Source organism: Pseudoalteromonas sp. ASV78 (assembly GCF_047806705.1).
In the GTDB taxonomy this organism is placed as follows: Bacteria; Pseudomonadota; Gammaproteobacteria; order Enterobacterales; family Alteromonadaceae; genus Pseudoalteromonas; species Pseudoalteromonas prydzensis_A.
Window position 1 is genome coordinate 1,765,972 of sequence record NZ_JBLOPA010000001.1, and the last position, 22,051, is coordinate 1,788,022.

17 protein-coding genes are annotated in these 22,051 nt (G+C 41.7%); 4 read left to right on the top strand and 13 right to left on the bottom strand.

All coding sequences use genetic code 11. From position 1 onward, the window contains the following. Positions 1-35 precede the first annotated feature (35 nt). On the bottom strand, positions 36-1,613 hold the full coding sequence (gene gshA / locus ACMVDV_RS08120; protein ID WP_416157774.1) for a glutamate--cysteine ligase: 1,578 nt from the start codon (positions 1,611-1,613) through the stop codon (positions 36-38). A gap of 467 nt (positions 1,614-2,080) precedes the next feature. Here gshA and ACMVDV_RS08125 point away from each other — a divergent pair, with 467 nt between their 5' ends. Further along, a complete protein-coding gene (locus ACMVDV_RS08125; protein WP_416157775.1) occupies positions 2,081-3,628 on the top strand; it encodes a methyl-accepting chemotaxis protein in 1,548 nt (515 codons plus the stop codon). Positions 3,629-3,697: 69 nt separating this feature from the next. On the opposite strand, the gene clpB is transcribed toward ACMVDV_RS08125, so the two are convergent. The 3 genes from clpB to rluD form a co-directional block, all read right to left on the bottom strand. Next, positions 3,698-6,274: an ATP-dependent chaperone ClpB gene (clpB, locus tag ACMVDV_RS08130; RefSeq protein ID WP_304185662.1), complete on the bottom strand. Its 2,577-nt coding sequence runs from the start codon at positions 6,272-6,274 to the stop codon at positions 3,698-3,700. 97 nt (positions 6,275-6,371) lie between these two features. After that, entirely contained in the window at positions 6,372-7,097 is a 726-nt protein-coding gene (gene pgeF / locus ACMVDV_RS08135) for a peptidoglycan editing factor PgeF (RefSeq protein WP_416157776.1), read from the bottom strand. A 12-nt stretch (positions 7,098-7,109) separates the two neighbouring features. Continuing rightward, positions 7,110-8,087: a 23S rRNA pseudouridine(1911/1915/1917) synthase RluD gene (gene rluD, locus ACMVDV_RS08140; RefSeq protein ID WP_416157777.1), complete on the bottom strand. Its 978-nt coding sequence runs from the start codon at positions 8,085-8,087 to the stop codon at positions 7,110-7,112. Between the two features lie 141 nt (positions 8,088-8,228). Between rluD and ACMVDV_RS08145 the strand changes: the two genes are divergently transcribed. Further along, on the top strand, positions 8,229-8,990 hold the full coding sequence (locus ACMVDV_RS08145) for an outer membrane protein assembly factor BamD (RefSeq protein WP_192540402.1): 762 nt from the start codon (positions 8,229-8,231) through the stop codon (positions 8,988-8,990). A gap of 69 nt (positions 8,991-9,059) precedes the next feature. On the opposite strand, the gene ACMVDV_RS08150 is transcribed toward ACMVDV_RS08145, so the two are convergent. Further along, positions 9,060-9,398, bottom strand: coding sequence for a P-II family nitrogen regulator (locus ACMVDV_RS08150; protein ID WP_192540404.1), 339 nt, complete (start codon positions 9,396-9,398; stop codon positions 9,060-9,062). Between the two features lie 194 nt (positions 9,399-9,592). On the opposite strand from ACMVDV_RS08150, the gene ACMVDV_RS08155 reads away from it, so the two are divergent. Both ACMVDV_RS08155 and ACMVDV_RS08160 read left to right on the top strand, forming a co-directional pair. Further along, positions 9,593-10,138 (top strand): GspH/FimT family pseudopilin, encoded by a 546-nt coding sequence (locus ACMVDV_RS08155; protein WP_416157778.1) that lies wholly within the window; start codon positions 9,593-9,595, stop codon positions 10,136-10,138. 74 nt (positions 10,139-10,212) lie between these two features. Next, positions 10,213-10,749 (top strand): GspH/FimT family pseudopilin, encoded by a 537-nt coding sequence (locus tag ACMVDV_RS08160; protein WP_416157779.1) that lies wholly within the window; start codon positions 10,213-10,215, stop codon positions 10,747-10,749. Between the two features lie 16 nt (positions 10,750-10,765). Here the strand turns inward: ACMVDV_RS08160 and ACMVDV_RS08165 are convergent, their stop codons facing one another. The 8 genes from ACMVDV_RS08165 to ACMVDV_RS08200 all read right to left on the bottom strand — a co-directional run bounded on the left by ACMVDV_RS08165 (position 10,766) and on the right by ACMVDV_RS08200 (position 22,014). Beyond that, positions 10,766-11,191, bottom strand: a complete 426-nt coding sequence (locus ACMVDV_RS08165) for a type IV pilin protein (RefSeq protein WP_304185672.1) — start codon at positions 11,189-11,191, stop codon at positions 10,766-10,768. 89 nt (positions 11,192-11,280) lie between these two features. Continuing rightward, positions 11,281-14,430: a pilus assembly protein gene (locus tag ACMVDV_RS08170; protein ID WP_416157780.1), complete on the bottom strand. Its 3,150-nt coding sequence runs from the start codon at positions 14,428-14,430 to the stop codon at positions 11,281-11,283. A 519-nt stretch (positions 14,431-14,949) separates the two neighbouring features. Beyond that, positions 14,950-18,135: a PilC/PilY family type IV pilus protein gene (locus ACMVDV_RS08175; protein WP_416157781.1), complete on the bottom strand. Its 3,186-nt coding sequence runs from the start codon at positions 18,133-18,135 to the stop codon at positions 14,950-14,952. Between the two features lie 13 nt (positions 18,136-18,148). Continuing rightward, on the bottom strand, positions 18,149-18,631 hold the full coding sequence (locus ACMVDV_RS08180) for a pilus assembly PilX family protein (protein WP_304185680.1): 483 nt from the start codon (positions 18,629-18,631) through the stop codon (positions 18,149-18,151). Next, the gene (locus ACMVDV_RS08185) at positions 18,619-19,605 is read right to left on the bottom strand and encodes a PilW family protein (RefSeq protein WP_416157782.1); all 987 of its coding nucleotides are present in this window, start codon (positions 19,603-19,605) and stop codon (positions 18,619-18,621) included. Before ACMVDV_RS08185 ends, ACMVDV_RS08180 begins: the two co-directional genes overlap by 13 nt. A gap of 1 nt (position 19,606) precedes the next feature. After that, positions 19,607-20,167: a type IV pilus modification protein PilV gene (gene pilV, locus ACMVDV_RS08190; protein ID WP_304185683.1), complete on the bottom strand. Its 561-nt coding sequence runs from the start codon at positions 20,165-20,167 to the stop codon at positions 19,607-19,609. A gap of 108 nt (positions 20,168-20,275) precedes the next feature. Then, positions 20,276-20,977: a LytR/AlgR family response regulator transcription factor gene (locus tag ACMVDV_RS08195; RefSeq protein WP_304185685.1), complete on the bottom strand. Its 702-nt coding sequence runs from the start codon at positions 20,975-20,977 to the stop codon at positions 20,276-20,278. After that, complete coding sequence (locus tag ACMVDV_RS08200; RefSeq protein WP_416157783.1) at positions 20,974-22,014, bottom strand: sensor histidine kinase; 1,041 nt, start codon at positions 22,012-22,014, stop codon at positions 20,974-20,976. The genes ACMVDV_RS08195 and ACMVDV_RS08200 overlap by 4 nt, the downstream gene beginning before the upstream one ends. Positions 22,015-22,051: the final 37 nt, after the last annotated feature.

Consider the following 22,051-nt stretch of genomic DNA (forward strand, 5'->3'; position numbering starts at 1 on the left):
CAGCCAACTTGGGCTGCGTTTTTTTTTGCTACTTTTTAGTTAGCGTTAAAATAAGCATCTAAAAAAGCATTAAATGTCACGTTATTAGCTGCTTTCAACGCTTTCTCAGCAACGATTGATTGCTCCGCCTGCTGTTTTAAGTAACTATCTGAGTACACATAATACGGTGTATTTTCATGACTTTGCTGGTAATTTCTTGCAAGTGCTAATGCAAAATGGCCATTATCAACACCCGACTCTTTCAGTTGCTTTACGTAACGTCCAGAGTACGTTAACTCAGGATCAGCGACCCATTGGCTTAATCGCGTGATGGTTGCACTGTAGTAACTGACCCCATACGCTTCATCCATATACGCAGCAACATGCTGGAGCTGAGTAAAAATTTCCGTGCCCCAAGTGGCTAAACTACATGCTTCGCCTGAACGATTTAACATTACCTGGGCAGCTCGACCTTCACTGACTACGGTATCTAAATTTGCAGTACTACGTTGTTGCGAATCCCAATCCATTGTTGGTGAATCTTTTAATAAGCAATAAGTCAAAAACACATCTAAAAAGTGAATTTGCTCAATATCAATTCCTGTGGCTGCAAATGGATTTACATCAAGAGCCCGAATTTCTATGTATTCAATACCACCACGTAGTAATGCATCGGTTGGCGTTTCGCCACTGTTAGCATTACGTTTCGGGCGAATTGGCGAGTAAAATTCATTTTCAATCTGCAGCACATTCTTATTCAGTTGCTTTGGTTGAGCATCTTTATAATCGGCAAGCTGATCATAAATATCAGACGGTGAGTTGATCGCCGCTTTTAACCCAGCTACGTATTCTTCTAATGAGTTGTACATTACTTTTAATGAAGATTGCGCACTATTGGTGTAGCCTAAATTACCTAAGCGTAATGCGGTGCCAGTTTCTAGATAAAGTGTGCCTTTACCAAGCTTTTTAAAAGGAAGATCGGTACTGCGACCTTGCAAAAAGGAATTACATAATGCCGGTGAGGCACCAAATAAATAGCTGATCAGCCACAGTTCACGCTTAAAGTTACGGATCAAGCCTAAATAGCCTGATGAAATAAAATCTTGTAATGAACCCGTATCGCCTTTAATCGTTTGCAGACTTTGCCAAAATGAGGTTGGAAACGAAATATTAAAATGTACGCCCGCAATAGCTTGCATCATACTACCGTAACGATTTTTAAGGCCTTCACGGTACAGGGTTTTCATTCGGCCAATATTAGAATCGCCAAATTGGGCTAATGCGATGTCATCTTGATGCTCAATAAAACACGGCATACTGATAGGCCATAATAGTTCATCACCCATTTGCGATAAGGTAAACTTTTGCAAATCGTGTAGCTGATTTAACGTTTCTTCAGCAGATCCGCTAACAGGCGTAATAAACTCTAATAATGACTCTGAAAAATCCGTGGTGATATGCCCATTGGTTAATGCACAACCCACCCCTTTTGGATGAGCCTGTTGCGAAATCGTACCATTGGGTTGGATCCTCAACGCTTCTCTTTCAATACCACGTTGAATGCCTTTAATTGCGTATTTATGCTGTTCCGGGGCGAGCGCTGTTAGCGCTTTAGTTAAATCATGTGTTGTCAAAAATGCTTCCTCGAGCCACGTGGCCTAATCCTAAGTCAATGGGGGCAAATTGATAATACTCAAGGTTTAATAATGGCATAACTGTAATTACCACTATTTGCCATGAAGGTCACCGTGTATTTATAAAGCACACTAGCTGCGGGCAGCTTAGCCCACACCCCAATGTTTACTAATCTTGCCATTGTAAGGGCTAAGATACAATTGCTTTAATTGCACAACAGTGATGCGATTTAATTGTATACGACAGCAGTTAGCAATTATCAATGCATGGCACTACAGTGATGATATCTATTTATATACTCAGTTATTACAAGAATGCCTACAGACATTTTCACATTTATTTGTTTTAGATCATAAAAAAGCTAATTAACAATAGTTTTGTATCCAATAGTACTGAAGCAGCTATCTTTACATTGGTATGAACTTTATAATTGCTGCTAATAATAAAGTATGTTTAAGGACTACCTATGCGTCGGGGTCAGCAATTAGTAAATGAAGAAGTTACTTTTTCACAGCAGCAGGAACTTGTCTCCACAACTGATTTGCGTGGGGTGATCACCTATGCAAATAAGGATTTTTGCGCCATAGCAGGTTACAATTTAGAAGAGCTGCTTGGCAAAAATCATAATATTGTTCGCCACCCTGACATGCCTAAAGCCGCATTTAAAGAATTGTGGGAGAAACTCAAGCAAGGTCACTCTTGGCGCGGCATGGTGAAGAACCGTTGTAAAGATGGCCGTTATTATTGGGTTGATGCATTTGTCACCCCTATTTTTGAACACGGCCAACTGGTTGGTTATCAATCTGTACGTACAAAGCCCAGCGAACAACAAAAACGCCAAGCACAACAGCTATACGCTAAAATCAATACAGGAAAATCCTTGTCGTCTTGGCGCGAATGGGTGGCTCTACGCCAAACTGCGGCACTACTGATAGCTCTACTTGGTTTAGGACTATTGGCCATATTTGTATCTATTGCTGTTGCACTGATAGCAACGTTGTTTTGCTTAGTTGTTATCGCATTAAATTACGATGAATTGGTTGTAACGCCAAGCGCATTAAAACAACAAAAGTTACGACATGACTCGGTGTCTCGTTATATTTATGTAGGCCATCATCCATTTAGCACAAGTGAATATAGTATACAGATGCTCAATGCTAAATTACGTACCGTATTAGGACGAGTAAAAGACACCACAGGTACTTTTACGGGTATTGCCGCTAATTTAGATGAACAATCAGCGCTCACTGAAAAAGGCATTGCCGCACAGGGACAACGCCTTAGTCAAATAGCCACTGCTATGTCGCAGATGAGCGCAACCATAGGTGAAATATCTGGCAATACTCATCATACCGCTGAGAAAGTAAATCTTACTTACCAAAGTTGTTCCGACATAAAACTGCATATTGCTGATAATAGCGCGATGGTATCTGATCTTGCTCTGCAAGTTGAGCAAGCTGCAAGTACCGCTAACTCACTTGCAACCGAGGCGGATAAGATTGGCCAAGTAATGACTGAAATCGAAGGCATTGCTGAACAAACCAATTTGCTAGCTTTAAATGCGGCGATTGAAGCCGCGCGTGCTGGTGAACATGGCAGAGGCTTTGCGGTAGTGGCCGATGAAGTGCGTGCGTTATCATCTCGTACACAACGTGCTACGGCACAAATTCACAGTTCAATAAAAGAAATTCAAGATACCCTGTTTAGCTGGTCTACAGTGATGAAAAACACCAAAGCGCAAGCCGATGAGTGCGTTAATACCACCGGGCATACGCAAATTGAACTGGATAGTATTTTCGCGCAGATCAGTGAAATATCACAACTCGCCACACAAATATCTGCTGCTGCCGAGCAGCAACAAACGGTCAGCCTTGATATTAGCGACAACATTACGCAAATAAAAGGTTACAGTGACGAGAACTTAACATTGAGTTTTAATGTAGCTAGTGGCGCAGCACAGCTTGTTGAAGGCTCGCGAAAAGTAAACGATATCCTGTTTACTTTTAAAGTATAACGACTTTATTTTCCATAAAAAAAACCGCTAAGTTATCACTCTAGCGGTTTTTTTATAGGCATAAATTGATTAGCGACAGCTAAATATTAAGCCACTTTCATCAGCATCGATGACTATCATGTCACCACTTTGATATTCACCAGCAAGTAATTTCTGAGATAGCGGATTTTCAATCGTGTGCTGAATTGCACGCTTGAGTGGCCGCGCACCATAAACGGGATCAAAACCGCTGGCAGCAATACGCTCAAGTGCTGCATCACTTATTTGCAGTAAGTATCCCATTGCCGTTAAACGCTCACGTAGCTTGCTGAGTTGAATATCAGCAATTTCTTTAATGTGTTCGTTAGCAAGCGGATGAAATACCACGGTTTCATCAATCCGGTTAATAAATTCAGGTCTAAACTCATTAACCAAAACGCCCATCACTTTTTCTTTTAACGCTGCGTAATCGTTATTACCTGTTTGCTCTTGAATAATATCCGAGCCTAAATTTGAGGTCATAATGATCACCGTATTTTTAAAATCAACGGTGCGACCTTGGCCATCGGTTAAGCGGCCATCATCCAATACTTGCAGTAGAATATTAAACACATCAGGGTGCGCTTTTTCAATTTCATCAAGTAAAATGACTGAATAAGGACGACGACGTACGGCTTCGGTTAAATAGCCACCTTCTTCGTAGCCAACATAGCCAGGCGGTGCGCCGACTAAGCGCGCAACTGAGTGTTTCTCCATAAACTCAGACATATCAATGCGCACCATCGCGCTTTCAGTGTCAAACATATAGCCCGCGAGCGCTTTCGTCAGCTCAGTTTTACCCACCCCAGTTGGGCCTAAAAATAAAAACGAGCCAATTGGACGGTTAGGATCTGCAAGTCCTGCGCGCGAGCGACGGATCGCATTGGCCACTGCCACTACAGCTTCGTCTTGACCAATGACTTTATGATGTAGTTGTTCTTCCATTTGCAGCAGTTTTTCTCGCTCACCTTGGAGCATCCGCGATACCGGAATACCGGTCCAACGAGAAAGTATCTCGGCGATTTCGTCTTCACCGACTTGGTTTTTCAATAAACTCATTTCTTGCATTTCGGCTTGTGAGGCCAAATCAAGTTTACGCTCCAAATCAGGAATACGACCATATTGCAATTCTGACATACGCTGTAAGTCAGTGGCGCGACGGGCAACATCTAAATCTAAGCGCGCTTGCTCAAGCTCCGCTTTGATCACTTGCGTGCCTTGTAAAGATGCTTTTTCAGCAGTCCATACTTCATCAAGCTCACGATATTGTGCTTCAAGTTCAGTGATCAGCTCTTGCATTTCGCTGCGGCGCTTTTGACTGGCGTCGTCTTTTTCTTTAGCTAGCGCATTATCTTCAAGTTTTAGCTGAATAATACGGCGCTCTAATTTATCTAAAGACTCTGGCTTTGAATCAATTTGCAGGCGAATAGACGACCCCGCTTCATCAATTAGATCAATGGCTTTGTCTGGCAGCTGCCGGTCGCTAATATAACGATGTGACAAGTGCGCAGCTGCTACAATTGCCGGATCGGTAATTTCAACACTGTGATGTAGCTCATAACGCTCTTTTAAGCCACGTAAAATAGCAATGGTGTCTTCAACCGACGGCTCTTCCACCAGCACTTTTTGGAAACGACGCTCTAAAGCGGCATCTTTTTCAATGTATTTACGGTACTCATCTAAGGTGGTTGCGCCGACACAATGCAGCTCACCACGTGCTAATGCGGGTTTGAGCATATTGCCCGCATCCATCGCACCATCGCTCTTACCAGCGCCAACCATAGTATGAATTTCATCAATAAATAAAATCACTTGGCCTTCTTCTTTGGCCAGCTCATTAAGCACCGATTTTAACCGCTCTTCAAACTCACCACGGTATTTAGCACCGGCTACCAAGGCACCTAAATCAAGCGATAACACACGTTTGTTTTTCAAGCCTTCTGGCACTTCACCATTAATAATACGCTGCGCGAGCCCTTCCGCAATCGCGGTTTTACCCACACCAGGTTCGCCAATTAATACTGGGTTATTTTTGGTGCGTCGCTGCAGAACTTGAATTGTACGGCGAATTTCGTCATCCCGACCGATAACTGGATCAAGTTTGCCTTGCTCTGCACGTTCCGTTAAATCGATGGTGAATTTTTTAAGCGCTTGACGAGTATCCTCCGCATTTGGGTCATCCACCTTTTGACCACCACGAATGGCTTTGATAGCGGCTTCTATCTTTGTGCTGGTCATATTTAGCGCACGGAAAATATCACCTAGCGGGCCTTTATCTTCACAGGCAGCTAATACAAACAGTTCGCTGGAGATATATTTATCTTTACGTTTTTGTGCGTATTTATCACATAAATTAATCAGTGAAACCATATTGTTTGACAACTGTACGTCGCCACCAACACCTTCCACTTTAAATAGCTTTTCTATCTCTTGCGATAACTTGGTATTAAGTTCATCGGCACTCACACTGGCTTGGGCCAATAACGCACGCACACTTGATCCACTTTGCTGCAAGAGTGAATACATTAAATGTACCGGTTCAATAAATTGATGATCACGACCAAGCGCTAATGACTGAGCGTCAGAGAGCGCAGATTGAAATTTACTGGTAAATCGATCTAAACGCATAAGGGGTTACCTATTAAAAAAACTAATTACTTAATTAATGGGTATGCTCGGCACTTTGATCAAGGCTTAGGAGAAAATATACTCACTGAATAGACACTTATTTGCGCCAGATCAAAGAAGCCATCCGTCCTGTTTGACCATCGCGACGATATGAAAAGAATTGTTCACTATTGCTAACTGTACAGTACTCACCACCACTAATATTTCTTATGCCTAGGTTAATAAGCTCTGTGGTTGCAAGCAGATAAATATCGGCTAAATATTTACCATTCGCTTGTGCCACAAATGCAGTGTGATGAGTTGCTGATTGCTCACAGAAAAGTGCTTTTACTTCACTGCCGACCTCAAACTTTGCAGCACCTATGGCAGGACCTAACCACGCTCTGATCTGTGCTGGAGGGCAGCTAAAGTGACGCAAAGTATTGGCGATAATACCCGCATGCAAACCGCGCCAGCCACCATGAATAGCAGCCACCTCTTCACCACTTTCACTGGTAAGCAAAATCGGCAAGCAATCTGCTGTCATAATTGCCAGCGGTTGATTTTTTAATCGGGTATAGAGTGAATCTGCATCATAATTAGCATGTGGGTCAAAATACTCATCCACAACAACAACTTCACTGCTATGGACTTGGTTAAGCCACACCGGTGCTTGAGGAAGCTGAGCAGCTAAAAGCGCGCGATTCGTTAATACCGCGTGCTGATCATCGCCCACATGTAGGCCTAAGTTTAAACTCGCAAAAGGCGCATCAGATACACCGCCCTGACGAGTTGTACTGAGAGCCCCTACATTGGGTGGCGCTGTCCAATTAGGATAAAGCATTATTAAGGCAGCTTAAAAATCGATATTTGGGTTAGCTTTAGTATCTTCACGCAGTACGTGAGTCATGGCGACCATATCATCTGGAATAGGCGCTTGCCAGGTCATCATTTCACCGGTGATAGGATGCGCAATACTTAACTTAACAGCGTGTAATGCTTGACGATTAAATTCACGTAACATCTGGAATAATTCAGGTGTTGCACCTTTTGGTGGACGTGGACGACCGCCATATGCTTTATCACCAATCAATGGATGATTGATAAATGCCATATGCACACGAATTTGGTGCGTACGACCTGTTTCTAAACGCAGGCGTAATCGCGTATGTGAGCGAAATTTTTCAGCAACACGGTAATGCGTAATCGCGGGTTTACCCTGCTCATGCACTGCCATATGCGTACGCTGTGTAGGATGACGACCAATCGGCTTTTCAACCATACCACCGGCAGTCATGGTGCCATTACAAATTGCTTCGTATTCACGGGTGAAGTTTTCGCGTTTTTGCAAGGCTTTAACTAAATGTGTTTGTGCCTGAATCGTTTTAGCTACCACCATTAAACCAGTAGTATCTTTATCTAAACGGTGAACAATACCTGCGCGCGGCACGTTAATGATGTCAGGATAGTGATGCAACAATGCATTGAGCACTGTGCCATCTGGATTACCGGCACCAGGGTGTACAACTAATCCCATTGGTTTGTTGATCACTAAAATATCATCATCTTCATAAACAATGTTTAATTTGATATCTTGCGCTAAGTATTCACGTGGTGCTTCAATACTTGTTTCAACATTTACAACCTCACCACCAAAGAGTTTTTCTCTTGGGGTGTTGAAAATTTCACCATCTACGGTGATTTTATCATCTAAAATCCACGTTTTTATACGTGAACGCGAATAATCCGGGAACAATTGTGCTAATACTTGGTCTAGACGTTTACCGCCTAACTCAGTTGGCACATCGGCTTGAAGAGAAATTTGCTCTGTCATTAGTAACTTTACCCAATTTACCAGTGCAAGCTGTGCTCGACTGGGTTAGAATCGCTTTTAATAAAAGCATTATATAATAAGCATAGTTTACTCGGTTTTACCCACTTGGCCTAGCCGAAGACATCGAAGGTAACAAATAAAATGATAAATAGAATAGGGAAACGTGCATTTGCCATTGTTTTTACAGTTTCATTACTTGGTTTAGGTGCATGTTCGTCAGCACCTGATGAAGAAGATATCCAACGCGTTCCTAATAAGTCAGCGCAGGCATTGTATGAAGATGCTAAACAAACGCTTGATTCAGGCTTATATGCGCGAGCAATAGAGCTGTTGAGTGCGATTGATTCGCGCTATCCATTTGGCCCTATGTCAAAACAAGTGCAAATGGACTTAGTTTATGCCCATTACCAAGCAGGTAATACTGAGCAAGCACTGGCAACCATTGATCGCTTTATCCGTTTAAACCCAAATCACAAAGATTTAGACTATATGTACTACATGCGTGGTTTGGTAAATATTAAAGCCGATAAAAACGCCTTTCAGGAATACTTTGGCGTTGACCGCGCCGATCGCGATGCTAATCGTACCCGTGTTGCCTTTACTGATTTATCAACCTTAGTTAATCGCTTCCCTGACAGTGGCTATGCCCCTGAAGCAAAAAGACGGTTAGTTTGGTTGCTCAATAAAATGGCCCGTTACGAATTAAAAGTTGCTGATTATTACTATGAGCGTGAAGCTTATTTAGCAGCTGCAAATCGCGGTAAATACGTTGTTGAACATTATTCGCAAAGTAGTTATTTAGATCAAGCACTCGAAATGATGGAAAAAAGCTACAACAAGCTTGGTTTACCTGAATTAAGTGAACACGCTAAGCTGACCCGCGAGCAGAATAAACGCAAGTAAATTCCAAATACAAAAAAAAGCGCTACTTATGATTTATAAGTAGCGCTTTTTTAATGTCTGACTTTTAAATTAAATCGCGTCTTCGTCCTCTTCTGCAGTACGAATACGTACAACACGCTCAACGTCAGTGACAAAAATCTTACCATCACCAATTTTACCGGTTTGTGCTGTTTTAACAATCACTTCAATAGCACGTTCAACATCATCATCACCAAGCACGATATCAAGTTTCACTTTCGGTAAGAAATCAACCATGTATTCAGCACCACGATAAAGCTCGGTATGGCCTTTTTGACGGCCAAAACCTTTCACTTCACTAACGGTCATCCCGGTGATACCTACATCAGACAATGCTTCACGGACATCATCAAGTTTAAATGGTTTAATTATTGCTTCAATTTTTTTCATTATTAGTCGCTACTCTTATATTGCCAATTGGGTCGATTTTAGACAATCCTGCACTTCATAGCAAACAAAGCAATTGAATTACGGTGATTTAATCGCCAGCAATGGTATGATTGCTCCAATAGGAGCAACTACACTCAGGGTAAGTTGCTCAAAGTGCACTGTTTACTCAGTGCCATCCAGTATTAGAGGTGAACATGAAAAAACAGCAACATGGCTTTACACTACTTGAGTTGATGGTCACCATTGCCATCGTTGGGATTATAGCCGCTATTGCTTTTTGGAATAGCAGCGACATGCTCGAAAATAATCGCGCTGAAAATTATTTACTGGAATTAAAACGAAACATCAACTTTGCGCGCGCCAAAGCAACCAGTACCGATTCACTCATCGTGGTGTGCAGTGGCGAAACGTCTAAAATTGAAAATAAGCAAGAAACAGCTTGCCTAAATGATTGGAATGACGGCATTGTTTTCGTATTTTATGATAGTAACGGTAATGGTGATTACAACCCAGATAATGATGACAAAATACTCAGGGTAATGTCAGAAATACCCGACAATAGTCAATTTACGTTTACCGGTGATAATTCATTAATATTTGATGCCAGCGGCCGTGTCACCACAAACCCGGGCACATTTACCTATTGCCCTAATAAAGATAATGAAAACAATAAAGCAATGGAAGTAAGTGTCTCTGGCACGGCTTTATACTACGGAGATACCACAAATACCTGTGACTAAATCCCAGTTAACAACTTGCAACTACACCTAGCTCAACTACCATTAAAAGAAATACCACCAACGAGCTCTCACGGATGAGAAAAACAACCCTATCTAACCCGCACTCTGGTACGACACTTATCGAAATAATGGTGGTATTGAGCATCCTCGCTATCTTAGCTAACCTTGCTCTTTTTCATGTGCAGCCATTTTTTGCCCAAACTCGGCTAGAAAATTATAGTCACCTAATAAAAAGAACACTGAGCTTAGCTCGTAATAACGCCATTTCTTTAAATAGCCAGATTACAGTATGTGCTTTAGCGTCATCGGTTTGTGATAGCAGTCATTGGCATCAAGGCCTTACTGTCTTTGTTGATAAGGATGAAGTAGGTGTATTTGGTGATAATGACACTGTCATTTTAGTTACAGAAGCAATCAATGAATCTGATATGCTTACTTACCCACGTGACGCAGTGACATATCGACCTGACGGTACGCCAAGGGGATTTGATAATGGCACGTTTGTGTATTGCGCTGAATATAAATCAGCTGAACTAGCTGGTATTGCAATTTCAGTCAGTACGACAGGAAAAACAACTTTAAAAGACACAGATGAGTGTCAAACTAACTAGTTTGAGTTCTGATTAACTATTTACCCCAACATTTACTTGCATCAGCATTACCTTTAGCGGTTTTAAGTCCAGCATCATCAATAGTAAATGAAGTACAGTCATCGTCTTGTAAAACAGGACCTGCGACCGGCGTGGCTGTTATTTCAAATGTACCCGCATCATTATCAACAATGACTGCAAGCGTGTAAAAACCATGCTCGGTTGGTGATACTACATTTAGGTTCGCTAAATCACTTGTATAAACACGATTATCAACAAAAAACTGTTCTTGTCTATTAGCCGCATCAAGTAAAGCTGTAATGGCTTCTGTACGAGCTGTCCGTTTCACATGCTCAAAATAGCTTGGCAAAGCGATTGAAGCAATGATGCCTAATATTGCTACCGTGATCATTAACTCTATCAGGGTGAAACCATTTTTATCTGCTTTTATCATACGCGCCATCTACATCTCACTTTATATCTAGGTTGGTCATAGCAATGGCCGCTATCACGTTTATTCACTATCATAGGTCCGTACGCTATTGAATGCAATTATTGAGAAATTATATCTTGCCTATAAACATAAGTTTGCTGCACTTTAAGGCCAAAAACTTGTCCTGCTGCGTTATTTACTAATTTTATTTGCCCATTCTCATCAACACTAAGTTCAGGCCCTAATAGCTCTTGAGGTATAAACGCTTTGCTCGGCTGTGATTCACTTTGCCCTTGGCTGGTATTTAGCCATGGCCCGAGGAGCAAGAACTGACTTTTCTTGACTGTTGGTTCCATGGTGTCGTCACAGAGTTGATCATTATTTTCATCTACACATTGCTCAATCGAACCAAAGTAGAGCTGCGGTGTATCAGGTATTTCCTGGTGAGTTAAGTAAGCCAACTGCTCATAAACTTTAGTACCGTAATGTAAATGAAACGCGTACATAGCCCCTTGGCCGCTGCTATTTACACATTGTTGAGCAGTGCTAGCAGCGGGTGTATAGCTGGTGAAATACGCAATCCCGCCTACCACCGTTGCCGCAGCTAAAGACTTCTCGCCTAAACCAGGTAAGTTATAATACCAGCCTTTAAAACTGCCCAGTTCCATCTCAAGTTGATTAAACGCATCAACATCATTGAGTTTAGTCGAAAAAGGATCAGAGCTGATATCCATTAAATCATCAACTTTGATAGGATCAGGTAAACCATTGATAAATTTACCCGTTACAGTATTTATATCTCGGATCATATAAAGTTGGTCTTGGGTGCTTGTAGCTGTTGCTGCAGCACGGTCACCACTGCCTATTAATATTGCATCGAAGGGCGTACTTTCACGTACGTTAAGCATTTTTCCATTATAAAACACACTGCTAAGTCGGCTAAATGAGGTTCTGGCAATCATAGCTTGAGTTAAAAAGCGTCGATCTTGGTTCACCCCATTGCCACCTAGCTCTGCTAGTTTAAAATGTGTCCAAGAAGCCGCTTCAGGCATATCTACACGCCACACATTCCCTCCGGTATCGGCAACATAAAGGCGGTCAATATAACCATCGTAGTTTGCATCAAAAATAGCCACATCGCCGGCAATGCTATCAACACCTTTAAAGCCATTCTCAGGTGTTAATGACCACACTTTTTCACCCGTGCTCGCATCAACAATATAGACCCCTCGCCCTTGGCTATCTGAGTTTGAATATTCTTTATCTTTATTTGTGTCGTAACCGGCTGCAAAAATCAGTACTGGTTTATTTTCAAATCCGGCTAACTTAATATAAGTTACAATCGGCTTTGACCATGTTTGGCCTAATTCTTTAAAAGTAGCACTACCGCCTTGGACCGGGTTACTCCAAAGTAGTTTTGGTGAATTAGGTTTGGAGATATCAAGCCCATAATAATTTCGCCCACCTCGACGCAGTCCAAAGAATGCCCAAACTCTGTCTCCCTCATTAATAATGCCATTGCTGTTTTTGTCATCAATAAATAAGCTAATAGGGCCATCAACGCCATAAATTTTGCTGTTCGCTTGATTCTCCTTCAGAGGCTTAAGAATGTGATAGAGGCTACGAGGAATGAATGCCCAACTTTCTGATAGAGTACCGTCTTTATCTTGAAACATATGCAAAAAGCCGGCATTTGTACCAATCAGGATCCTTACATCACCATTGCCATAATCAACAGCGACTGGTTTTGAATGGAGAGGATCACCAAAAATATTAGCCCGGGGCTCCTCTCGATTATCGTTATTATTTTCATCATCCACGTCAATTCCCCTCGCCCAGTTAATTGTCGCCTCAACTTGCGCTGGTGATTCACTAAATAGCTCATCAAGATCATCTAATTGACCTTGTAATGTTGAATATGTAAAAGGCAGTAAACCTGCAGGAGAATCTGTATAAATAGCTCTTTGTGTAAATTGTGACAACCAATAGTTGACTCCGCCAGCTTGTAGCTGGGCACCATCATTGGGTTGTGACGTTGGCAGCCAAAAAGTGCGGCTAGCTTGGCTTATTTTCCCCTCGGCATTCAAAGCACTCTTCCCTGTGGCATCGATAATTTGTGCGCCAGACACTTGCAACTTTTTAAGATTACCTTGCCAACGAGGCCCAAGATCGGGTTTAAACATGGTTAAATAAATACTATCTAGATGGCGAGTTCTATCCGCGCTATTTGCGACAAGCGCAGGAGAAGTAAAACTAGCATCCACGTTGCGAACTGTTTTCATAGTCGCTACTAAAGCACCGTTTAGATCATCAATAGATTCCGCTAAAAAATATTGCCCACCTCCTTGTCTTGCAGTTTCAATTAATACTTGCTGCGCATAAACTGGCATACCAAACCCAAACCCTACAATATGTACATTGACTGTATCTATCGCGGTTGTTTCTGGATACGCATCGTAATTATCAATTCCTTGACCATGTAGAAGTTTAGCCACTGTAGGTAAGTAGGTATTGTTAAATTTTACAGCAGAATAACCATACATGGTTTGGTGCAGCTGTTTGATATCATTTTCACGGCTATTTTCTAATAACGGAAGGCTTTCTGTCAGTGACATTCCATCAGTGATCAAGACAACATTAACCCGACTTTCGCAGCGTATTGCTGAATCGCTCAGTAATTTAAAAGGCGAAATATATTGCCCTTGCTTTTGAATTCGAATATCGATTAGATTTAACAAATTTAGATGATCATACCCTACTTGTTGGCCACGCAAGTAAAGCAAGGCTTCATGTAGCATTTCTGTAGCCGGACTTAGGTTAACTAAGGACAGTAATCCCCAATCATCGATAGTAGCGATAATGTCATTATGATCCGAGCCAAACCCATGAGCGACATAACCGCCTGTAGAGCCTAATAGCTCCCCTAAATTAAGTATGTTACTTAAATCTAAATTTAGCGGTCCGTTGGATTTTATAAGTGCAAAATCAACATCTGGATTTTCACTGATCAGCTTCTTCATCGCTTTTTTTGCCGCGGAGAGTCGTGTCTCAGGGCATAACTTAATTAAACCTAAGAGCCCTTTACATTGCTTGTTACTATTAATAGATAAAGCCATACTGAGTGAGTTATCAAACACTAATAACACCCGTGGTTTATCATTACTCTCTAACTGATAAAGTTCGATATCATCGGCAATACAAAATTGACTGATAAAAAACAGTAAAGTGCCTAATAGAAGCCTTGTAACTCCATGAGTGAACTGAGACATAGCGACCACCCCCTATCCATGTGAGAATCTGTTAGATATAAAAACCCATACAGAAGACGGCCTAATATTCTTAATGAGTACTACTTTAGTACAGCATAAATTCTAGCTTTAACAAGATAAAATAGTGACCATACTGTATAAAAAACAATCAAAACCATGCTTTTTAACTACATCTAATTGATTGGATTAAAGTATTAGGGCGGCACCTGAAGCAATGTTTTTATATTAAAATTTTTACTAATAAAGTAGTAATAGATATGATCTGTGCCATGCCATCCATTGAGCAAAAGTAACACGAAGGGCACAGCTTTTTATAGAGAAGCTGCGCTCTATAACGAGGGTATGTTGGCCTTTCAGGGTTAAAACTTGGCCATCTAGGGGTGATTTAATCGCAGTTTGAGGTTTGTAACCTAGTGGACTAAGTTAAAAGACCGAGTAAAACCACCGCAGCATGCTTTCGCTCCTTACCTACATCCATGCAGGTAAGAGTCAAACGTTTCTAGACGGATCAGCTAACCATCATTTTCGATTATCATTCACTTCACGCTTATAAATAAACGTTTGTTGGGTTTTAAAACCAAAGCCAATTGGTACGGCATCACTAACAAGTTTAATTTTGCCATCCTTGTCAAACGCAATACCTGGCCCAAGGATCTCTTTTGGTACAAATGGGTTTTTCGCGCTCAACTCTTTTTCCGTCTCTTTAGTTTTCTTAATACCGGGCCCGAGTAATAAAAACTGGCTTTGCTCATCACATTCATCCCCATCACAGGCTTCGGTACTGCCAAAATAAAGTTGTGGTGTATCCGGCACATCATTGCTCGTCACATAGCGTAATTGATTATACACTTTGCTGCCGTAATGTAGATGAAACGCATATAACCCACCACTTCCGCCACTTAAAGAGCATTGATTAATCGTGGCATCTTCTGAAGCAGGTGTAAAACTAGTATAGTAAGCAACCCCACCCACTACAGTTGCAGCTGCGAGTGACTTCTCTCCACTACCGGGTAGATCATAATACCAACCATTGGCTTTACTCAGCGTCACCTCAGCTTTGGTAAACTCATCTATATCATCAAGTGCATTTGCAAAAGGATCATTATTAACATTCATTAAATCACTTGATGTAATTGCCGCTGGTATGTCAGTGCCTTGAAATGACTTAGTCACAGTATTGATATCACGGATCATATAAAGTTGATCTTGTACGCCCGTCAATGTTGGTTTTGGCCTGTTACCACTTCCTATTAATACCGCATCAAAAGGAGTGTCTTGACGAGTTATCGTTGTTTGGTTATTGGCTGTAGTACTGGTTACTTTACTAAACATTGTACGTGCTACTATAGGCTTATAAAAAAAGCGTCTATCTTGGCTAGCTAAAGTGCCACCCAACTTTGCTAATTCAAAGTGAGTCCAGGGATTTTTACCATCTGTAGGGCTTGAACCAGGCATGTCTATTCGCCACACACTGCCTGCAGTATCTGTCGCGTATAAGCGGTCTATATAACCATCATAATCTGAATCAAGTATCGAAACAGTTGCCGCAATACTGTGTTTTCCTTTAAAACCTGTGTTAGGTGTTAATTCCCACACCAATTCAGCATTTGACGCATTTACAATGTATAAACCGCGTCCTTTACTATCATTACTAAGCGAAACATTGTCTTTATTGGTGTCAAAGCCAGCACCAAAAATCAGCACAGGATCTTCTCTTCCCTTAATGTATGACACTGTAGGAGCAGACCAAGTTTGCGCTAACTCTTTATAAACTCCGCTACCACCTTGTATTGTCCACATTAATTTCGGCGCATCAGGGTTAGTAATATCTAAAGCGTAATACTGATTACCACCACGGCGCATACCAAAGAATGCCCATACTCGATCACCCGCTTCAACAATCCCATCTCGGTCTGCATCATCAAAAAACACCGTTATTGGGCCATCAACACCATACACTTTGCTATCAGCCTGGTTTTCACGCAAAGGTGTTAAAATTTTATATAAGCTGCTTGGAATAAATGACCAAGTTTCACTGACAGCATCACCTTTATCTCGAAACATATGCAAAAATCCAGCATTAGTGCCAATTAAGATGCGTACGTCATCATTCCCATAATCAACAGTGACTGGTTTTGAGTGTAATGGGTCACCGAATATGTCTGTACGTTGATCACGACGAGAACCATTGCCGTTTTCATCATCTACATCAACCCCTCTGGCCCAGTCAATTGTTGAACCGACACTGTCTTTATCAGTGCCGAAGCTAGTAGCTAGATTAGTAAGACTCCCTAATGCAGTCTGCAAAATTGAGCTTTTAAATTCAATCAATCCCCCTTTAGGGGAATCCGTGTAAACTGTTCGTTCAGCTAAATGGGTAAGGTGTAAATTAACCCCCCCATTTTCCACCGAGTTACCATCTGCAGCTGTGTTGGCGGGTAACCAAAAGGTATGTGCTGTTGATTTAATCAACCCATCATCGTTGAGTGCAGGATTACTTTTTGCGTCAACAATCTCTGTACCAGACACTTTTAATTTTTTTAAATTTCCTCGCCAACGAGCACCCGTTTCAGGATAGAACATGGCATAGTAAATTGATTCACGACTACGTGTTTGATCGACATTATTGCTCGCTATAGAAGGTGAGGTAAACGTATCATTCACTTCCCGAATATTTGTGATGAACTTTTTAAATGCAGCGGATAACTGCTCTGCGGTATCAGCATGTTGATATTGACCACCACCAAGTTTAGCCGCTTCTTCTAGCAGCCCTTTACCAGCACTACTCATCCCTGAACCAAAGCCGATTGTATAAACACGACCGGTTTCATGGATATCAGGAGTTTGCGGGTATAAATCCACAACAACTTCTTCGATATCTGCTTTCTTGTTGGCTTCTACACCATGAATTACTTTAGCGAGTTTATGAAGATAATTACTATATAGATAATCGCCACTTGAAAGTGAACGACCAAAATATTTTTTGTATGCAGCACTTATATCATTATCACTGTCGTTATCATTGCCTGGAGATGGATCACCATCAGTCATATAAATTATATTAACTGAGTTATCACACCGCTTAGCTTCGGCGACACTATCAGCAAAAGGGGAAATATAAGTGTAACTATATACATTTTCCCATTCCCGACAACGGCCCCATCGCCACCGTCGGCACTCTTCACGAATAAAAATTTTATTTTCAACATTTGTATCTCGACTACTCTCGCTGACATTTAGCGCATAGTGCAAGCTTTGTCCTGTTATATATAAATAAGCTTCCCAAAGTGTTTCAGCTAAAGGGGTTCCACCGTCAGCAGGAAGATTATTTATAGATGTTTTTATAGCGGCATGAGAGCTACCGATCCCATTTAATATATAACCGCCATCAGTGCTGTTATAACGCATTAGACCAAAGTCAATATCATCATTTTCATCAATTAGCTGACCCATTGCATCTTTCGCCACCCCTAGACGACTATCACTACATAGCTCATAGAGGCCATTTCTAAATCCGCAATCACGTCCATTACTCGTTGAAAAAGCCATACTCCCGGAAGTATCAAAAATAATTAACACCCGCGGCCTTTCATCTATCTCTACATTATGATTTACATAAAGTTCGATATCTTCAGCATCACTGCGCATACTCAAAAACGCGGTACTACCGAGTAAGATACTTATAACTAAATTTTTAAATTTCATCGTCTTTACTCGCTTACCCGCCCGTATTCAGGCTTGCCATTTCTTGGGCTATGCCTGACGTTACGGTAATGGTATGTTTGCTTTTTGAGCCGTACGTTATAGTACTGTTCACTTGCACCATGTTGCATGAAATACCCGCCGTAAAATTAAATTTTCGAGGACAAGGCAGATCTAACGCGCCACTATTTAAGTTACTCATCGTACTCGTTGTTTCGCCAATTTTATTTAACGCTATGGTGCCATTTGGTATTTGAGCTTGAGTGTACAAAAAATGGCTTGTGCCACCTTTAGTAGCTTCATCTGCAATCACTTGTTGCACATTGCCCATTAATAAGTTTTCAGCTTCTTCTCGCTCAAATGCTGCATTGGTAATTTTCATATCCACACTACTGCTACTCATGAGTGTCACCGCTATTCCTGTCACGGCAACAACCATGATCAGCGCAACGACCAATACAATGCCTTGCTGTTTTGAGACCCGTTTTAAATGCGCCATAAGTTTGCCCCTACATTATTTAAGCGGATAGTGGTGGTAAATAAAGCCCGACGGAACCGGTCATCAAACTTAAGGATCCGTTGCTCAGCATCTTCGCCTAGCGTATATGTTTGGTTTAGCTGATTTAAATCAGCATCTTCTTGCAATGCCCGCACTAAAATGAACACTTGTACGGTTAATATTCCCCGACGGTTTTCCCAATCTGTTGCTGTCATATTGCTAACACTTCGATAGGTATCCACTCGGCTGTCATTATTAGTATCTAGGCCAAATAAAAACCGCATATTTTCGACCCCTTCCATAATCGTTTCAGCGATCATGTTACCATTTGCTGTTAGTCGACGGCGCATCAGTACCGGCACGCTAATGTTTCGCTCGTTAAATTGATAAGTTCTCTCGTCAATATAATAAACATGATGGCGATAACGCCACACTGTAGCATTGCCGCTGATTGAAGCGGCTGTAAATGGACCTTTACGAAATTCAGCTTGTTCTTGTTCAGCTATAAAATAGTAATTATTTGAATTACTATCATCAGGGTCAATTTGCAACCCCTCTAGAAATTTTACCTGTAGAATATCGGTATTTTCTTGTGCATTGGGAATGCAATTAAGCTGGGCGCCCCCTGTAGATTCAACGGCAAAGACGGAACGAAAATTACTGTTTGCGTTAAAAACTGGAAAGCTGCCATTATTAAGACCCGCAGAACAATCTGCTGCAGGATTTGCTAAAGTATCCGTGTTTTGTTGTGAAAATGAGTCTTCGTAAAACGTGCCCCAAAAACCTATTTGCTCAATATCACGCTGCATTATATTCAGTGCTAAACGGCCCGTTTCTTGTAACTCGCCAATCGTCATGGTATCTCTGGTCGTGACTTTCATACTGATATAAGTGAACATTACCCCGCCAAGCACTAAACCACCGATAAACAATGCCACCATCATTTCAACTAAAGTGAAACCTTGCTGCTTCATATTAGCTCCTTAAGTAAATATAACTTTTCAATACCATTACACGCCGAGTGTTACTTTCTTCACCACAGGTTATTGTTTTTGTCTCAGCATTAGCGGTTATCTCCTGACGCCCTTGCCAACTAACCACCACTTGAATATTAAACGCTTTACCATCACCGCCTGGAGCAACGGTATTTTCAATACACACAGTTGCATCATCGAGCGCGCCGGTATTTTCACGAGCTTGAATAGCTCTGATCCATTGCTGGCGATCAAGTGCGGCAATTTGCGCTGAACTACATGAACCGGTATAACAGGTACGTGACTGTTCAAGTGCCGTGTCACTGTTAAATGTGCCATTGTATTGAGTGATCACTCCTACTCTGTCATTCGCACGCATTCGCTGGATCATATCGTTACCCAGCGCCACAGCAGCAGCGCGCTGCATAGAATCAAAGCTGGCCTGTTTTGCTTTTGCTTGTAATGCTACTGCACCGAGTAAGCCAAAGCTTAGGATCACAAACGCGATTAATACCTCAACTAAGGTAAAGCCTCGTTGTGATGGTGGATTGATAACTCTCATCGCACATCCTATATAAAACTATCTGACTATAAGCATATGCGAACACTGTGTATATACAACAATGCTAAGGATGAACGGTTATATTTGTTGATGAATGGTTAACTAGCTTTAGAGATGATCTTTCACGGTTTTATAAGCTCGTCGGCTTACCGGTAATAAGCAGCTACAGTCGCTTAGTGCAACCACATGGCTGCCATCACCCGCTTTTTTTAACGCAACTAATCGCGATTTATTAATTAATATTTTACGATGGATGCGTAATAACTGGGTGGGATAGTCTTGCTCAAGTTGCTTTAAGCTTTGATCAAGCAGTGCTTCGCCGTTAGTAAATATCAAACGCGTGTATTTATCTTCCGCCATGACATAACACACCTCTGCTAACGCCACACTTCTGGTCACGCCTGCAAGTTGATAACTGATCATCGCAGGTCGTTGCTTGTGCACATGCGCTCTCGTTAAACGCCCTAGTTGCTCTATGGTGTTTGCCAAATTTTGCTCTGTCACCGGTTTTACTAAATAACCCGCTGCACTGAGTTGCAATGCATCTAAGGCATGCTCCGGGTGAGCGGTGACGAATATAATAGCGGGTGGTACAGGCAACTTATTCAATTGTGTTGCAACTTCTAAACCGCTCATCGCTGGCATATCAACATCTAAAAATACAATATCTGGGGCCTGCAACTTCACTTGTTGTAAAGCCTCATTGCCATTACTTGCTTGTGCCGCATGGTTATAGTCTGGGTAATCAGCGAGTAATCGCTGTAGGCGAGCGCGCGCTAATGGTTCATCATCAACTATGAGAACTTTCATGCTTGCTCCTTGGCATTATTAAGAGCCAAAGGCAGTACTAACTTGACCCGAAACACATTTCCACGGGTTGTTACTGTTAGCTTTGCACGACCTTGATAATAAAGATCTAACCGCTGGCGAATATTATCCAGTGCCATGCCATTACCTGGGCGTTTTTGCTGCTGCGAAGAGATTGGGTTCTCTACTAAAATAACTAACGAGCGTTTACTAATATGTAACTCGACATAAATTATAGCGCCAGTCAATGCAGGCTCAACACCGTGACAAACGGCATTCTCTAGCAATGGTTGTAATGTTAAACATGGGATAGTGATAGCTGGCAACTGCTCAGGTAGTTGCCAATTAACCTGTAAACGCTCAGCAAAGCGCCAGCTTTCTAACTTTATATATTGCTGAGTGAGTGTGATTTCATCTGCTAATGCGGTTTCTTTACCAACCCGCATGGCTGCTTGCGATAATGCCGCAAGCGCTAAAATCGCTTGCTCTGCCGCTTGCGGATCATAATGGGTAAGCTCGGCGGCGGTATTAAGGCTATTGTATAAAAAATGTGGCCGAATACGCGCTTGTAAGGCATCCAGCTCTGCGCGAGCTAAGGCGTTAGTTTGTTGTTCTTTTTCAAAATGAATCGTTAAAAATTGAATAAATAATGCAGTGACTAAAAACACCACTAATAGGTTTCTTAAAATAAACGCATAGCTGTTTTGTTGGGCAATAAAATCACTTGCAAACTCAACTAACAAACCACTAAAAATAGCCGTAGTAAGGAGTAATGAGAGCATTAAAGCGCTCAATTGCAGAGCTTGGCTTATCTGTTCGAGTTGCTTTCGCAGTAAATAAAGCCATGTTAGGCTAGATAAAAAAGTGAGGTGTAAAAACAGGCTGATCGTGCCAAGGCGGAGCCAGATATCGCCTGCAGTGGTAGGTGCAAATGCAAGTACGGTAGCAATAACTTGCGCAACCACTAAAGTAGCAAGTACACCGCGCTCTTTAAACAGAGCAGCAAAAAGCAAAGTATTGGTTTGCACCGACTTGCTCATTGCGCTCTCCTTCAATTACCCAGTAAGTACGCTAAGG

Coding starts and splice junctions, on each gene's coding strand:
- pilV (WP_304185683.1), bottom strand. CDS start 20,167: ATGAGAGTTATCAATCCACCATCACAACGAGGCTTTACCTTAGTTGAG.
- ACMVDV_RS08185 (WP_416157782.1), bottom strand. CDS start 19,605: ATGAAGCAGCAAGGTTTCACTTTAGTTGAAATGATGGTGGCATTGTTT.
- ACMVDV_RS08150 (WP_192540404.1), bottom strand. CDS start 9,398: ATGAAAAAAATTGAAGCAATAATTAAACCATTTAAACTTGATGATGTC.
- clpB (WP_304185662.1), bottom strand. CDS start 6,274: ATGCGTTTAGATCGATTTACCAGTAAATTTCAATCTGCGCTCTCTGAC.
- pgeF (WP_416157776.1), bottom strand. CDS start 7,097: ATGCTTTATCCTAATTGGACAGCGCCACCCAATGTAGGGGCTCTCAGT.
- ACMVDV_RS08165 (WP_304185672.1), bottom strand. CDS start 11,191: ATGGCGCGTATGATAAAAGCAGATAAAAATGGTTTCACCCTGATAGAG.
- ACMVDV_RS08145 (WP_192540402.1), top strand. CDS start 8,229: ATGATAAATAGAATAGGGAAACGTGCATTTGCCATTGTTTTTACAGTT.
- ACMVDV_RS08180 (WP_304185680.1), bottom strand. CDS start 18,631: ATGGCGCATTTAAAACGGGTCTCAAAACAGCAAGGCATTGTATTGGTC.
- ACMVDV_RS08200 (WP_416157783.1), bottom strand. CDS start 22,014: ATGAGCAAGTCGGTGCAAACCAATACTTTGCTTTTTGCTGCTCTGTTT.
- ACMVDV_RS08175 (WP_416157781.1), bottom strand. CDS start 18,135: ATGAAATTTAAAAATTTAGTTATAAGTATCTTACTCGGTAGTACCGCG.
- ACMVDV_RS08155 (WP_416157778.1), top strand. CDS start 9,593: ATGAAAAAACAGCAACATGGCTTTACACTACTTGAGTTGATGGTCACC.
- ACMVDV_RS08160 (WP_416157779.1), top strand. CDS start 10,213: ATGAGAAAAACAACCCTATCTAACCCGCACTCTGGTACGACACTTATC.
- ACMVDV_RS08125 (WP_416157775.1), top strand. CDS start 2,081: ATGCGTCGGGGTCAGCAATTAGTAAATGAAGAAGTTACTTTTTCACAG.
- rluD (WP_416157777.1), bottom strand. CDS start 8,087: ATGACAGAGCAAATTTCTCTTCAAGCCGATGTGCCAACTGAGTTAGGC.
- ACMVDV_RS08170 (WP_416157780.1), bottom strand. CDS start 14,430: ATGTCTCAGTTCACTCATGGAGTTACAAGGCTTCTATTAGGCACTTTA.
- ACMVDV_RS08195 (WP_304185685.1), bottom strand. CDS start 20,977: ATGAAAGTTCTCATAGTTGATGATGAACCATTAGCGCGCGCTCGCCTA.